A 14447-nucleotide genomic window follows, 5' to 3' on the forward strand; every position below is an offset into this window, starting at 1 on the left:
CGGTGTAGTAAGGAGAACCACCCGTAATCGAGTCCTCCCCGCCCCCCGGCGCCTGGTCAGGCGCACTCTTCCCGGGAGCCTCCGGCCCCGCCGAAACCCCCGGCGCCTGCGACGCGGTCAACGCCGCCATCGCCGCGGCGGCCACCGCCGCGGTCATCGCACCCTTGCGCATTCGTCGTCGCGTCGGCGCAGACATCGCCTACCGTCCCCTCCCGTAGGTCTGCAGGCTCCCCCGCACAGCAATGCTCGCGACCATACGTCAAGTTGATGCCGCGTTCTACCGCCTGTGGATGAACGGTGACAGCACCCGGACACCGCAGGCGGGGAGGGGGCGGCGACTCAGTATTTCGGCCCGACGTGCTCGTCCATGAGCGCGACGGACGCGCGCCTGGCGATGGAGATGTTGAGCGGATCGCACCCGCGGGCCAGGGTCGTCCACTCGACGCCGACCCGGTCGAGGGTGTCGGTGAACAGCTTGCGGATGTCGTCGGACTTGTTGGTGAAGAAGTAGCGGGGGTACTCGTAGCGCTTGCGCCGACCGGCGACCAGACGAGTGGTCCAGTTCGTGATCCGGCAGCCGTCGGAGTGGATCAGCCCGCGGATGAACGGCCACGAGTGCGCGCCGACGATGGACTCTTGCCATGGCTCGAGCGCGATCGACCGCTCGTGCTTCCGCCCCGGGCCGTGCTGCGGGATCAAGCACGGCCAGTGAATGCTGTAGCTGGTCACGGCAACGCATCCCTTGTTCCGGACTCGGCAGACCTTGTTCTCCGGACGGACTGCACGGATGGCGTCGGTACATGCGTCGATCAGGCCGGGCCACGCGTCCGCGCAGGCAATGCGCAGGGAGTAGTTGCCGCGCGGCTGGCGGCTGACGCATCCGTCGCCCAGGTACAGCCCGAGGAGGTAGGCGTACGCCTCAGGATCCGCCGGCACGCCCGGCGCCGGGCGGCAGCGCACACACTCGCCTCTCTTCGCTACCGAGGGGAGCGGCTCGATCCGCACCTTCCAGTCACGGATCGCGGCCCGCGATACGCCCATCTGCTTGCTCACGGAGTTCATGCTTCGACCTTGGGCGACCAGGGCGAGTGCGCGCTTGCGCGTGTCAATGTCGTACACGCAAGCGAGCCTGTCCGAAGAGTGAGCCGAACGTGGAGAAATCGCAGCCGATCACCGGATCGCATGAAGATCAAGTGCCCCGGGTGGGATTCGAACCCACGCTGTCGGTGGTTTGAGCACCGGGCCTCTACCGCTGGGCTACCGGGGCATACCGGAGTGCGGCGCCGCCTAGCTTACAAGAGGTAGGTACCCTCGTGGGTGCCCCTACCCCAGCCAGGCAAAACCCCGAGGAGCACCGTGACCGCCCCCGAGACACCCGAAACCCCGGAGGACGTCGCCGCCGCCACCGCCGGTGGCGACGAGCACGTGCCGCCGCAGACCACCCGGGTGGTCATCGCCGAGGACGAGGCCCTCATCCGGCTCGATCTGAAGGAGATGCTGGAGGAGGAGGGGTACACCGTCGTCGGGGAGGCGGGGGACGGGGAGACGGCGGTGCGGTTGGCGCGGGAGCATCGGCCGGATCTGGTGATCCTGGATGTGAAGATGCCCGTGCTCGACGGTATCTCCGCCGCCGAGCAGATCGCCGCCGACTCGATCGCCCCGGTGCTGATGCTGACCGCGTTCTCTCAGCGTGAGCTGGTCGAGCGGGCGCGGGACGCCGGGGCGATGGCGTATCTGGTGAAGCCGTTCAGTAAGGGTGATGTGGTGCCGGCCATTGAGATGGCGGTCTCGCGTTATACGGAGCTGAGGACGCTGGAGAACGAGGTCGCCGATCTCACGCAGCGGCTGGAGACGCGGAAGCTGGTGGACCGGGCGAAGAGCATTCTGCAGACGGAGTATGGGTTGTCGGAGCCGGCGGCGTTCCGGTGGATTCAGAAGACGTCGATGGATCGACGGTTGTCGATGCAGCAGGTGGCGGAGGCTGTCATCGAGGATGACGCGGAGAAGAAGGCCAAGAAGAAGCAGGGTTAGTCTGCGGGGCCAGAGCGGCAGCCGGCCCGTGCCCCCCTCCCCGGGGCGCGGGCCGCTGCCGTCTGTAGGGGCGCCGTCTCAGTCTTCGCCGAGGTACGCCTTCCGTACGGATTCGTCGTGCAGGAGTTCGTCTCCGGTGCCGGAGAGGACGATCTTGCCGACCTCCATGACGTGTCCGTGGTCGGCGATGGAGAGCGCTGCTTGGGCGTTCTGTTCGACGAGCAGGATGGTGGTGCCCTGGGATTTGAGTTCTCGGATCGTCTCCATGATCTTCTGCATCATGATCGGCGAGAGGCCCATGGAGGGTTCGTCGAGCATGAGCAGTTTGGGCCGGGACATGAGTGCTCTGCCCATGGCGAGCATCTGCTGTTCGCCGCCGGACAGGGTGCCGGCGGCTTGTTTGCGCCGTTCGCCGAGGATGGGGAACAGTTCGTAGCACATGGTGATGTCTTGCTCGATGCCTGCTGTGTCTTTCCGGAGGAAGGCGCCGAGTTGGAGGTTTTCGGTGATGGTGAGGCGGGGGAAGAGCCGGCGGCCTTCTGGGGAGTGGGCGAGGCCCATGGCGACGATCTTGTGGGCGCCGATGCCGTTGAGGGGCGTGCCGTCGAAGAAGATCTTGCCGCCGGCGGGCTTGAGGAGGCCGGAGAGGGTGCGCAGGGTGGTCGTTTTGCCGGCGCCGTTGGTGCCGATGAGGGTGACGACTTCGCCGCTTTGCACGCTGAACGAGATGCCTTTGACGGCTTCGATCTTGCCGTAGGCGACTTTCAGGTCGTCGACCTGGAGTAGCGCGGTCACGCGTCGCCCTCCTTGCCCGTTTTGGTGGTGATCGCGTTTTCGGCGGCGATGACCTGGTCGGCGGCTTCGTCTTCGGGGGCGCCTTCGAAGGGTGTGCCGAGGTATGCGGCGATGACGCGGTCGTCGCTCTGGACGACGTCGGCGGTGCCTTCGACGAGTTTTTCTCCTTGGACGAGGACGGCGACGCGGTCGCAGAGCCCGAAGATGAACCGCATGTCGTGCTCGATGACGAGTACGGCGATGCCTTGTTCGCGGACTGCGAAGACGAGTTCGCGGGTGGCGCGGGTTTCTTGCGGGTTCATGCCTGCGGTGGGTTCGTCGAGGAGCAGCAGTCCGGGTTCGCTGGCGAGCGCCCGGGCGATTTCCAGTTTGCGCTGTTCGCCGTAGGGGAGGTTGCGGGCGAGGTGGTCGCGTTTGGCGGCCAGTCCGGTGAACTCCAGGAGTTCCATGGCGCGTGCTTCGGACGTCGTCTCCGCCTTTTTGAAGCCGGGGCCGCGTAGGAGTGCGGACCACAGTCCTTCGCGGGTGCGGGTGTGCCGGCCGACGAGGACGTTTTCCAGGACCGTCATGTTGGCGAAGAGGCGGATGTTCTGGAAGGTGCGGGCGATGCCCGCTTCGGTGACTTGATGGGAGCGGTGTGGCAGGACCTTGTCCTTGTACCGGACGGTTCCTTCGGTGGGGATGTAGAGCCCGGTCAGGCAGTTGAAGAAGGTGGTCTTGCCGGCTCCGTTGGGGCCGATGAGGCCGACGATCTCGCCCTGGTCGACGGTGAGGTCGACGTTGCGTACGGCGGTGAGGCCGCCGAAGCGCATGGTGACGCCGCGGGCGTCCAGGACGGTGCCGCCGATCGCCTGCCCCTTCGGGGGGATGGTGTCGCTGGCCATCGGTGTCACACCCCCACCTTGCTGAGTCCGGTTTCTTCTTTGGGCACGTCGAGCTGGCCGGTGTCGTGGAACTCGAGCTGCTTGCGGCGGTCGGCGATGAGGCCCTCCGGGCGGAAGCGCATGAGCAGGACGAGCGCCACGCCGAAGAGCAGCAGTTGGTATTCCTGGACGAACTGCAGCTTGGCGGGGATGAGGTAGAGCAGTGCCGCGCCGATGAGTGGGCCGCTGACGGTGCCCATGCCGCCGAGGATCACGGCCGCCAGCAGGAACGCGGAGTTCGGCGGCACGGCTTCGACGAACTGGTACTGCTCGGGGGTGACGGTGTATTGCACGTGTGCCTGTACGGTGCCGGCGACGCCGGCCAGGGTGGCGCCGAGCGCGAAGGCCAGGAGCTTGAGCCGGAAGGCGTTGATGCCCATGGCGCTGGCGGCGGTTTCGTCTTCGCGGATGGCGACCCAGGCGCGGCCGATGCGCGACTGGTCCGCTCGCCGGAAGACTGTGACGACGACGATCGTGCACACCAGCATGAGCAGGAAGTAGTTGGAGAACCGGCCGAGTTCCATGCCGAGGATGGTGTGTTCTTCGCCGAGGTTGAAGCCGAAGAGTTCCAGTTCCGGGATGTTGGGGATGCCGTTGGGTCCGTTGGTGACGTCGGGGCCTGAGGTGCCGTCGAGGTTGTTGACGCCGATGCGGAAGATTTCGCCGAAGCCGAGGGTGACGATGGCGAGGTAGTCGCCGCGTAGCCGCAGGGTGGGGGCGCCGATGAGCACGCCGAAGACCAGTGAGGCGGCGGCGCCGGTGAGTACGGCTGCCCAGAAGGGGAAGGTGACGCCGATGCTGGAGCTGGGCGCGCCGGAGACGAGGGCCGCGGTGTACGCGCCGACGCCGAGGAAGGCGACGTAGCCGAGGTCGAGGAGGCCTGCGAGGCCGACGACGACGTTGAGGCCGAGCGCCACGGTGGCGAAGATGAGGATGTTGGTGCCGATGGTGGCGTAGGCGTCGTTGCTCTGGGTGAACGGGAAGACGAACGCGGCGACGAAGGCCGCGGTGACGGTCACGTTTCGGTGCTTGGCGGTGAGCTGGCCGAGCCGCTGGGTGAGGCCGGCGCGGCCGACGGCGGTGAAGGCGAAGCCGACGAGCACGATGTAGCCGATGAACAGTTCGGCGTAGTCGGCGTCGATGCCGAAGGTGAAGACGTACAGGCCGATGGCGAAGGAGACGGAGATGATGATGATCTCCAGCCAGCCGGGCAGGTCCTTCAGCCGTCCGGGGGCGGGTGCCTTGAACGAGTGCACTACGTGTTGCCACGGGTCGGCCGGCGGGTTGTCGGGGTCGACGGGGATGTCCGAGGGCAGGCCGAGGGTACCGATGGCGCAGGTCAGGGCCATGGCGACGGCGATGTAGCCGCCGGGGTCGACGTTGATCAGGCCGCCGAGGTTTTTGATGATGGCGCCGATGGTGTAGCCGGTGACGCCGAGGGTGCCGAGTGCGAGCAGCCGTGCGGCGCTGTTGGGCCCGCCGGGGGTGAGCCAGCGCAGTCCGCGCACGCCCTGTCCGGAGAGTAGGAACGCCAGGGTGAGTAGCGCTCCGGTGAGGGTGAGGAGTTGCAGGCCGCCGGGGTATCCGTAGACGGTGAGGTTGCCGGGGAATTCCTCTGTGTAGGTCCATGAGAGGAAGGTGGCGATGAGGGTGCCCGCCGCGCCGCCGAGGGCGAGGAGCCGGGCGAGGCCGGGGGGCAGGGGCAGGGTGCCGGGCGTGGGGCCGCCGGTGGCGGTTTTCTCCATGGTGGTCATCGCTTTCACGCCCTGTCCGAGACGCGTTCGCCGAGGAGGCCCTGTGGTCGCAAGAGCAGGACAAGGATGAGGAGCGCGAAGGCCCAGACGTCCTTCCAGGAGCCGCCGCCGAAGTCCCCCATGCCGGGGATGTTCCCGACGTATGCGGTGGCCATGGCTTCGGCCACGCCGAGGACGACGCCGCCGATCATGGCGCCGTAGATGTTTCCGATGCCGCCGAGTACGGCGGCGGTGAACGCTTTGAGGCCGGCGATGAAGCCCATTTTGAAGTCGACGTTGCCGTATCGCAGCCCGTGGGCGATGGCCGCGACGGCGGCGAAGGCGCCGCCGATGGCGAAGGCCATCACGATGATGCGGTCGGTGTTGATGCCCATGAGCTTGGCCGTGTCGGGGTCCTGCGAGGTGGCCTGCATGGCGCGGCCGGTGCGGGTTTTGGAGACGAAGAAGCCGAGGGCGATCATGCACAGGGGGGCGGCGATGAGGAGGTAGAGGTCGCCGCGGAGGATGGTGAAGGAGCCGAAGTCGATGCGGGGGCCGCTGAACTCGGGGAAGGGCCGCGCCTTCTTGGCGTCGGGGTACCAGGCCCAGATGGCCTGCTGCAGGGCGATGGACAGGCCGATCGCGGTGATGAGGGGTGCGAGGCGTGGCGCGCCGCGCAGGGGACGGTAGGCGAAGCGTTCCGCGCCCACGGCCACCAGGACGGAACAGACGACTGCCATGAGGAACATCAGCGGCAGGGCGACGAGGAGGCTGGTGCCGTTGGGCATCCACAACCACATCGTCAGGGCGCCGAAGCCGCCGATCATGAATATCTCGCCGTGGGCGAAGTTGATGAGCTGGACTATGCCGTACACCATCGTGTAGCCGATGGCGATGAGCCCGTACAAGGCGCCGAGTAGCAGGCCGTTGGCAAGTTGCTGCGGCAGATCGTTCACCGCGGGGCCTCCGAGTGGGTGTCAGATATAGCCGCGCGGGGGGCGCTGTGTGCGCCCCCCGCGCCGCTTGCGGTCTGTGTGATCAGTGGGCGGTGGTGGTCGCCCCGGTCAGCCTTCGAACTCGCCGCTGGTTATCGGGACGTGCTTGCCGTCCTTGACCTGGTACAGCGACAGTTGCTTGTTGGTGGTGTCGCCGTATTCGTCGAAGGCGACGCTGCCGGTCACTCCCTCGAAGGAAACGTCGTTCATGGCCTCGGTGATGGCGAGGCGGGCCTCGTCCATGTCGCCGGGCAGTTCGCCGTCGTTGTCCTCGACGACGGCTTTGACGGCCTGGATGATGGCCCAGGCGGAGTCGTAGGAGTAGCCGCCGTAGGCCTCGTACGCGTCCTTGTAGCCGGCGGCCTCGTAGTTCTTGATGAACTCCTTGGCGGTGTCCAGTTCGGTCAGCGGGGCGCCGACGGAGCTGGCGATGTCGCCTTCGGCATCCGCCTTGGCCAGGGAGATGTACTCGGCGCTGAACAGCGCGTCGCCGCCGACGGTGGGGATCTTGGCCCCGGCCTTCTTGACCTGGGCGGCGAGCGGGGCGCCGGCCGGGTACTCGCCACCGTAGTAGACGAAGTCGGCGCCGGAGTTCTTGACCTTCGTGGCGATGGCCGAGAAGTCCTTGTCGTCGGGGTTGACGTGGTCGGTCCCGACGACCTTGCCGCCGAGCTTCTCGAACTCGTCGGCGAAGGTGCCCGCGAGTCCGGCGCCGTAGGTCTTCTTGTCGTCGATGACGAAGACCTTGGCGAGCTTCTCCTCGTTGTAGAGGTACTGCGCGGCGTAGGGGCCCTGGATGGCGTCGGTGGTGGCGACGCGGAAGTACGTGTCGAAGGGCCGTGCCTTCTCGCCGGACTGCCATTCCTCGCCCTGGGTCAGGGCGGGGTTGGTGTTGGCGGGCGAGACCTGGACGAGGTCGGCGTCGGCGAAGACCTTCTGCATGGACTGGCCGACGTCGGAGTTGAGCGGGCCGACGACGCCCATGACGTCCTCGTTGCCGACGAGCTTGGTGGCGTTCTGCTGGCCCTGCTGGGCCTGTGCGACGTCGTCGAGGGGTTCGAGCTCGAACGTGACGCCCTTGACCTCCTCGTTCTCGTTGGCCGTCTTCACGGCGAGCTCGGCGGAGTTCTCGATGCCGATGCCCAGGGCCGAGAGGTCACCTGTCAGCGGGGCGTCGAGGCCGATGACGACGGTCGTTCCGTCGCCACCGCCCCCGTCTTCGCTGTCGTCGTCGCGGGAACCGCAGGCAGACAGCGTGAGTGCCCCTGCGGTGACCGCAGTGGTGAGTATGAGCAAGGAACGGTGACGCACGATCAGTCCTTTCCCCTGGCGCGGCCTCGACTGCGCAGAGTGGGCCGGTGCACGCGGCAGGCGTCGGAAGGTGACCTGCTGCGCGGTGACTGGGCGTGACTCTAAGCCGCCCCGGCGCGGGATAGCAGAGGTGCAGGCAATGCTGTGACTCTCTTGTTATGACCCTTACATCCGGCGGCGGGGGCGGCAGGGGTGGTCTGTGCCGGATCGACGGAGTCCGGACGCCCGAACGGGCGTGAAGCCGCTGCTGATGTCCTATGCGCCCGGAGCGGCTGCGGGAGCGGGTTCGCATATCGTACGCAGTGCCCGGGACAGTTCGGCGGCGTAGGTCCCGCCGAGGATGGAGCTGTAGTCCTGTATTGCACGCGTGTTACGCAGCGTTACGCGCAGGGATGGCAGGCTCGCGTCGACGGGGAGGCCGGCGCATCGGACGACTTCGAATCGGACGGTGACCCGTGTGGGTTGGCCTCCGGGGAGCCGCAGCGGCAGCGCGGGGTGGACGGACAGCCGCAGGCCGCCGTAGCCCTGGGTGATCTTCTCCAGTGAGGCGCCGGTCTCCGAGGTGGCGGTGAGCTGGACGTCGAAAGTGTTATCGCCCAGTTTGGGGGTTTCTATCCCGAGAAAAGAGAAGTGGGTCGAGTGGATCGGATACGGCACGGCCGCGGGCGGCTCCGGCTCCGGCCGTGTGGCCAGGGCGTATGCGCCGAGGACGGCCAGCACGGCGAGGCCCGCGCCGGCAGCGGTGCGCTGGCGGAAGCGGGCCGGCAGCGCCGCCCAGCGCTCGCTGAGGCGCGGTCCGGCGGAGCCGCCGCCGAGGACCTCCGCGGGCGGGGCGGGGTCGCGCTCGGGGCCGGGCTCGGGCCGGGTGGGCGCGCTCATGGCGGCCAGGGTAAGGGCGTACGCCCGCAAAGAGCAGGGGCGGTACGTGCCTGCGCCTGCCGTCGTCCGACTACCGAACGTACCCGACGGCGGCGGTCTTCGGGCTGCGTGCCCGTCGACCCGCCGCCGTCCGCGGGACGCCCGGGCGCCGTGCGCGGCCGGCCCCGCGGGACGCCGTCAGCGTCCCGTGGGGCCGGAGGCCGGGCGTGGTGCGGTCAGAAGTCCCACTCGGCGTCGTCGAGTTCGGCCCGCTTCGCGCTGTCGGCGCCGGCGAACGCGGCGCCTGCCATGCCGGCGGCGAGGGTGGAGCCGTCGGCGGGATCGATCAGCAGGAAGGAGCCGGTGCGCCGGCAGTCGCCGTAGGCGTCCATGGGCAGCGGCTCCGAGGTGCGGAGCACGACCCGGCCGATGTCGTTGGCCTCCAGCGACCCCGGGGCGGGGTGGTGGGAGAGGTCGTCGAGGGTAAGCCGGTCCGGGATCTCCTTGACGATCGCCTTGACGGTGCGGGTGGTGTGCTTGAGCAGCACCCGGGCGCCGGGGGTGAGCGCGGTGTCGTGCAGGTGGCAGACGGTGGCCTGGATGTCCTGCGTGGCGTCCGGCGCCTGCTCGGTGGGGGCGATCATGTCGCCGCGGGAGATGTCGATGTCGTCGGCGAGCCGGATGGTGACCGACTGCGGCGCCCAGGCGGCGTCGACGCTCTCGCCGAGCACATCGACGGCGGCGACGGTGGAGGTGTGCCCGGAGGGCAGCACGGTGACGGGCTGGCCGACGTGGAAGATGCCGGAGGCGATCTTCCCGGCGTAGCCGCGGTAGTCGCGGTGCTCCGCGGTCTGCGGGCGGATCACGTACTGCACGGGGAAGCGGGTCACGCGGCCGCGCGGGTCGTGGTCGATCTGCACGGTCTCCAGGTGCTCCAGCACCGTGGGGCCCGCGTACCAGTCCATGGTGGCCGAGGGGGTGACGACGTTGTCGCCCTCCAGCGCCGAGATCGGGATGGTGGTCACGGCGGGTACGCCGAGGGCCTTGGCGTACTTGGTGAACTCGGCGGCGATCGTGGCGAAGACGTCCTCGGCGTAGCCGACGAGGTCCATCTTGTTGACGGCCAGGACCACGTGCGGCACGCGCAGCAGCGCGGCGACCGCGGCGTGCCGGCGGGTCTGCTCGACGACGCCGTGCCGGGCGTCCACGAGGATCACCGCCAGCTCGGCGGTGGAGGCGCCGGTGACCATGTTGCGGGTGTACTGCACGTGGCCGGGGGTGTCGGCGAGGATGAAGCGGCGCCGGGGGGTCGCGAAGTAGCGGTAGGCCACGTCGATGGTGATGCCCTGCTCGCGCTCGGCGCGCAGCCCGTCGGTCAGCAGCGCCAGGTCGGGGGCCTCCTGCCCGCGGCTGGCGGAGGCGCGCTCGACGGCCTCCAGCTGGTCGGCGAGGACCGACTTGGAGTCGTGCAGCAGCCGGCCGACGAGGGTCGACTTGCCGTCGTCGACGCTGCCCGCGGTGGCGAACCGCAGCAGGGAGACCTCGGTGAGCGTGGCCGGCTCCGTGGCGGCGGCGGGTGGGTTCACAGTCATGATCAGAAGTAGCCTTCGCGCTTGCGGTCTTCCATGGCGGCCTCGGACATCTTGTCGTCGGCCCGGGTGGCGCCGCGCTCGGTGAGGCGGGTGGCGGCGATCTCGGCGATGACCTTCTCGATGGTGTCGGCGTCGGAGTCGACGGCGCCGGTGCAGGACATGTCGCCGACGGTGCGGTAGCGCACGGTGCGGGTCTCGACAAGCTCGCCGCCCTTGGCGCCGCCCCAGTCGCCGGGGGCGAGCCACATGCCGTTGCGCAGGAAGACCTCGCGGCGGTGCGCGTAGTAGATCTCGGGGAGCACGATCTTCTCGCGGGCGATGTACTGCCAGACGTCCAGCTCGGTGAAGTTGGACAGCGGGAAGACCCGGACGTGCTCGCCGACGGCGTGCTTGCCGTTGTAGAGCTGCCACAGCTCGGGGCGCTGCCGGCGCGGGTCCCAGCCGCCGAACTCGTCGCGCAGCGAGAAGATGCGCTCCTTGGCGCGGGCCTTCTCCTCGTCCCGCCGGCCGCCGCCGAAGACGGCGTCATAGCGGGACTCCTCGATGGCGCGCAGCAGCGGCACGGTCTGCAGCGGGTTGCGGGTGCCGTCGGCACGCTCCTTCAGCTCGCCGCTGTCGATGAAGTCCTGGACGGACGCGACGTGCAACCGCAGGTTGTGCTGCGCGGCGACGCGGTCGCGGTACTGAAGCACCTCGGGGAAGTTGTGCCCCGTGTCGACGTGCAGCAGCGCGAACGGCGGCGGTGCCGGCGCGAACGCCTTCAGCGCCAGGTGGAGCATCACGATGGAGTCCTTGCCGCCGGAGAAGAGGATCACCGGACGCTCGAACTCCCCCGCCACCTCGCGGAAGATGTGCACCGCCTCCGACTCCAGCACGTCCAGGTGCGGCAACTGGAAGTCCTGGGCGGCGGCCTGCTCGAACTGGCTCATGCGAGACCTCGTTCCACCAGTGCGGCGTGAATCATCGCCGCGGATTCTTCGACACTCTGCTCGTGCGTGGGGATGCGCAGATCGGGGGCCGCGGGGGGCTCGTACGGGTCGTCCACGCCGGTGAGGCCGGAGATCTCGCCGGCCGCCTGCTTGGCGTAGAGGCCCTTCACGTCCCGCTCGGCGCAGACGTCGACGGGCGTGGCCACGTGCACCTCCACATACGTCGTACCCTCCGTCTGGTGGCGCTTGCGCACGGCCTCGCGGCTGTCCGCGTACGGGGCGATCACCGGCACGAGGACCTTCACGCCGTGCGAGGCGAGCAGCTCGGCGACGAAGCCGATGCGCTGCACGTTCGTGTCGCGGTCCCCCCGGGAGAAACCGAGGCCGGCGGTGAGGAATTCCCGGATCTCGTCGCCGTCCAGCACCTCCACCCGGTGGCCGGCGTCCCGCAGTCGCTCGCCGAAGGCGCGCGCCAGGGTGGTCTTTCCGGCGCTGGGCAGGCCGGTGAGCCAGATCGTGGCGCCGCGCGCGTGTACGCCGCCGGCGCCGGGTGCGTTGTCAGGCACTCCCACTCCCGTGAATCTCCTCGAACAGTGCCTCCCACTGCGGATGGACCGCCTCGGGAGTGTAGGAGCGCGACGTCTGCAGTGCCGCCGCTCCCATGTCGGCCCTGAGGCCCTCGTCGTCCATCAGCTGTCCCATGGCCTCGGCGAGCCCGTCCACGTCCTTGCGGCGCACCAGGAGGCCGTCCTTCCCGTGGGTGAGCACGTCGGCGGGACCCGTCGGACAGTCGAAGCTGACCACGGGGAGACCGTGGGTCATCGATTCGATCATCACCATGGGCAGGCCCTCGAACCGCGAGCTGAGCACATAAAAGGACGCTCTCGCAAGTTCGTCGTCCAGTTTGTTCGTGTGGCCCATCAGAAAGACGTGGTTGTAGAGGTGGTGCTCGTTGATCTGGCGGCGCAGCTCGGCCTTCTTCTCGCCGGTGCCGAAGATCCGCAGTTGCCAGTCGGGGAACTTCTCCACCAGCTGCGCCCACGCCGGGATCAGCATGTCGAAGCCCTTCTGCGGGAAGAGCCTGCCGGCGGCGACGGCGACGTGGTCGGCGTAGGTGGTGAGCTTCTTCTCACCGGTGTGCACGGCGTTGGGGATGCGTACGACGCGGGTGTCCGGCAGCAGCCCCTGATAGTCCTCCCGGTCACCGTGGGTGAGCACGGCGACCGCGTCGAACCGCGGGTACTCGCGCTGGATGGCGGCGCGGATGTCCGCCGGGTGCGTGCCCAGGTTCATGTGCTCTTGGGCGATCTTCCGGCAGCTGCGCGGCGTGAACCTGGCGGTGAGGAAGTTCAGCCCGGGGCGGGTCGGGACGATCACGGCGTCGCGCTGACGCTCCAGCCAGCCGATGATCGTGTCCTCGACGTAGCGGTTGTAGCGCTCGTACGCGAACTCACCCGCGGGGATGTGCCGGGGCGGCTGTCCCTCCCGCTCGATCCGCCGCTCGGCCGCCCGGGGGCCGGCCGCGGCCAGCTCGGCCTCACGGGCGCCGGGCCGGTGGTCGACCAGCGTGGTGACGGTGACCTTGGGGTGGAGGGGGAAGTGCGGCTCGTCGCGACCGCGCTGCATGCTGGCGATCTCGACGTCGTGGCCGGCGTCGGCCATGGATCCGGCCTGGTTGAAGACGGTGCGGATGGTCCCGCCGGTGCCGTAGGCGTGCATCAACAGATAGCGGATCTTCATGAGGCCGGCAGTACCTCGACGGAGAGGTTGTCCTTGATGGTGTAGTACGGCTTGACCTCGACGTCGGCGCCGTCGACCTGAGCGGGCTGGCCGGGGAAGACCATGATGTTCTTCTTGCCGGTGATCCCGTCGAGGTGGCGGCCGGCGCGCAGCCGGACCTCCGCGTCGCCCTCGCCCGCGGCCAGGTGGATGTCCCACTGGGCCGGAGTGGTCAGCCCGTCGGGCGCCAGGTCGGTCACGGGCACCGTGACGTCGAACCCGCCGTCCGCCAGCTCCGCCGGGTAGCGCAGTTGCTGGTCCTCGTGGTCGCGCCGGACGAGGAGCATCGACCACGGGCGGCTGCCGGCGGCGTCGGCGACGCCGTGCAGGCTGCCGGTGAGGCGTACGGCGCCGTCCCGGGGCCAGACCTCGGCGATCTCGGCATGCGGCTCCTGGGCGGCTGCGGCTCCGCCCAGGCCCTCGCCCTCGACGTAGCCCCAGGCGGCGCTGATCTCGCGCAGCGCCTCGGGGATCTCGTCGGCGGCGGGCAGCGCCCGGCCGGCCTGCACCTGGCCGCTGCGGATCTTGTCCTTCCAGTCACCGAGGCCCTTCTTGTAGCTCCCCTGGGTCTGGGAGCCGTAGTCGAGCATGCCCGGCTCGAAGTCGATCTCCAGGTAGGAGCAGATGGCCTTCATGGCGGACTCGGGGTCGTCGGTCAGCTCCTCGTAGCGCACGACGTGCCCCGGCAGCCCCTGGCGGGCGCGCTCGGTGGCGCGCATGTAGCGCAGCGCGTCGAGGGCCGCCTCCTCCTCGGTGCGCTTCTCCGGGTCGGCCTCGTACCAGGAGCGGGCGATGGAGGCGGGGTGGCGGAGCAGGAAGATGAACCGGGCGTCGGGCCAGCAGGCGGCGATGCGCTTGTACGCGAAGGTGTTGCTGGGCGTCTTCTCGACCAGGAAGTCCTTGCCGGAGCGCACCAGCTCACGGTGGAGCACCCGGTCCCAGATGAGGTGCTCCAGGTCGCCGCGCTCCAGGCCCAGCTCGGCCATGGCGCGCTCCGCGAGCTTGGTGCTCGCGTTGACCTCCAGCCGGCGGAAGTGGAGTTCGTGCGCGGAGTGCAGCCGGGAGTGGGCGTTGAGGAGCAGGCGGAGCAGGGTGGAGCCGGAGCGTACCGGCGACATGATGAACACCGGCCGCCGCAGCAGCCGGTCGACTCCGGGATCCTCCGGGGGCCGGTACGCGACCTGAGCGGCCGGCTTCGGCTCCGCGGACTCGTTGGTCCCGGCGGTCCCGGCGGCTTTCGGGACAGGGGCATACGGCAGCCCGGCCTTACGGATCTCGAAACCCGTGGTTGCGCCGAGCTTGTGATTCAGCTTCCGGAGGAGGTTCATGCGCCCCGAGGCTAGAAGGCGTTTGTGAGACGGGCAACGTACCCGAGCGGCATGTTCACTAAACGTGCAGGTCATAGCTAGTTTGATTGACGCAGAGTGGCGCTGGTCACAGCTACCTCCGCGGACCCGCGCAGACCTGGAGGCTCTCGCCTCGGGCACCACCGATCACCGCC

Annotated in this window: 13 protein-coding genes and 1 tRNA gene; 1 reads left to right on the plus strand and 13 read right to left on the minus strand. The window is 68.9% G+C overall.

Features of this window, described 5'->3' with window-relative positions:
* Positions 1 to 339 precede the first annotated feature (339 nt).
* On the minus strand, positions 340 to 1119 hold the full coding sequence (locus tag T328_RS25760) for a transcriptional regulator (RefSeq protein WP_496498554.1): 780 nt from the start codon (positions 1117 to 1119) through the stop codon (positions 340 to 342).
* A gap of 75 nt (positions 1120 to 1194) precedes the next feature.
* Positions 1195 to 1267: transfer RNA gene (locus T328_RS25765), tRNA-Leu, on the minus strand.
* 89 nt (positions 1268 to 1356) lie between these two features.
* On the opposite strand from T328_RS25765, the gene T328_RS25770 reads away from it, so the two are divergent.
* Entirely contained in the window at positions 1357 to 2031 is a 675-nt protein-coding gene (locus tag T328_RS25770) for an ANTAR domain-containing response regulator (RefSeq protein WP_496498555.1), read from the plus strand.
* A gap of 78 nt (positions 2032 to 2109) precedes the next feature.
* Here T328_RS25770 and T328_RS25775 read toward each other — a convergent pair whose 3' ends face one another.
* The 11 genes from T328_RS25775 to T328_RS25825 all read right to left on the minus strand — a co-directional run bounded on the left by T328_RS25775 (position 2110) and on the right by T328_RS25825 (position 14274).
* A complete protein-coding gene (locus T328_RS25775) occupies positions 2110 to 2826 on the minus strand; it encodes an ABC transporter ATP-binding protein (protein WP_496498556.1) in 717 nt (238 codons plus the stop codon).
* Positions 2823 to 3710 carry an ABC transporter ATP-binding protein gene (locus tag T328_RS25780; protein ID WP_496498557.1) on the minus strand — a complete coding sequence of 296 codons (888 nt, stop codon included), beginning with the start codon at positions 3708 to 3710 and terminating at the stop codon, positions 2823 to 2825. Before T328_RS25780 ends, T328_RS25775 begins: the two co-directional genes overlap by 4 nt.
* A gap of 5 nt (positions 3711 to 3715) precedes the next feature.
* A complete protein-coding gene (locus T328_RS25785) occupies positions 3716 to 5503 on the minus strand; it encodes a branched-chain amino acid ABC transporter permease (protein ID WP_496498558.1) in 1788 nt (595 codons plus the stop codon).
* 5 nt (positions 5504 to 5508) lie between these two features.
* Positions 5509 to 6438: a branched-chain amino acid ABC transporter permease gene (locus T328_RS25790; protein WP_496498559.1), complete on the minus strand. Its 930-nt coding sequence runs from the start codon at positions 6436 to 6438 to the stop codon at positions 5509 to 5511.
* 108 nt (positions 6439 to 6546) lie between these two features.
* Positions 6547 to 7788 (minus strand): branched-chain amino acid ABC transporter substrate-binding protein, encoded by a 1242-nt coding sequence (locus tag T328_RS25795; RefSeq protein WP_496498560.1) that lies wholly within the window; start codon positions 7786 to 7788, stop codon positions 6547 to 6549.
* 255 nt (positions 7789 to 8043) lie between these two features.
* A complete protein-coding gene (locus T328_RS25800; protein WP_496498561.1) occupies positions 8044 to 8667 on the minus strand; it encodes a hypothetical protein in 624 nt (207 codons plus the stop codon).
* A gap of 215 nt (positions 8668 to 8882) precedes the next feature.
* Positions 8883 to 10238 (minus strand): sulfate adenylyltransferase subunit 1, encoded by a 1356-nt coding sequence (locus T328_RS25805; protein WP_496498562.1) that lies wholly within the window; start codon positions 10236 to 10238, stop codon positions 8883 to 8885.
* Positions 10239 to 10240: 2 nt separating this feature from the next.
* Positions 10241 to 11167, minus strand: coding sequence for a sulfate adenylyltransferase subunit CysD (gene cysD / locus T328_RS25810; protein ID WP_496498563.1), 927 nt, complete (start codon positions 11165 to 11167; stop codon positions 10241 to 10243).
* The gene (gene cysC, locus T328_RS25815; protein ID WP_496498564.1) at positions 11164 to 11733 is read right to left on the minus strand and encodes an adenylyl-sulfate kinase; all 570 of its coding nucleotides are present in this window, start codon (positions 11731 to 11733) and stop codon (positions 11164 to 11166) included. Before cysC ends, cysD begins: the two co-directional genes overlap by 4 nt.
* Entirely contained in the window at positions 11726 to 12907 is a 1182-nt protein-coding gene (locus T328_RS25820; RefSeq protein ID WP_496498565.1) for a glycosyltransferase family 4 protein, read from the minus strand. Before T328_RS25820 ends, cysC begins: the two co-directional genes overlap by 8 nt.
* Positions 12904 to 14274 (minus strand): sulfotransferase family protein, encoded by a 1371-nt coding sequence (locus tag T328_RS25825; protein ID WP_496498566.1) that lies wholly within the window; start codon positions 14272 to 14274, stop codon positions 12904 to 12906. Before T328_RS25825 ends, T328_RS25820 begins: the two co-directional genes overlap by 4 nt.
* Between the last annotated feature and the right edge of the window lie 173 nt (positions 14275 to 14447).

The organism is Streptomyces sp. CNX435 (assembly GCF_059570575.1).

What these genes read in the sequence shown, in the direction of transcription:
- T328_RS25780 (WP_496498557.1), bottom strand. Translation starts at nt 3,710, where the DNA reads ATGGCCAGCGACACCATCCCCCCGAAGGGGCAGGCGATCGGCGGCACC.
- T328_RS25785 (WP_496498558.1), bottom strand. Translation starts at nt 5,503, where the DNA reads ATGACCACCATGGAGAAAACCGCCACCGGCGGCCCCACGCCCGGCACC.
- T328_RS25800 (WP_496498561.1), bottom strand. Translation starts at nt 8,667, where the DNA reads ATGAGCGCGCCCACCCGGCCCGAGCCCGGCCCCGAGCGCGACCCCGCC.
- T328_RS25805 (WP_496498562.1), bottom strand. Translation starts at nt 10,238, where the DNA reads ATGACTGTGAACCCACCCGCCGCCGCCACGGAGCCGGCCACGCTCACC.
- cysD (WP_496498563.1), bottom strand. Translation starts at nt 11,167, where the DNA reads ATGAGCCAGTTCGAGCAGGCCGCCGCCCAGGACTTCCAGTTGCCGCAC.
- T328_RS25820 (WP_496498565.1), bottom strand. Translation starts at nt 12,907, where the DNA reads ATGAAGATCCGCTATCTGTTGATGCACGCCTACGGCACCGGCGGGACC.
- T328_RS25825 (WP_496498566.1), bottom strand. Translation starts at nt 14,274, where the DNA reads ATGAACCTCCTCCGGAAGCTGAATCACAAGCTCGGCGCAACCACGGGT.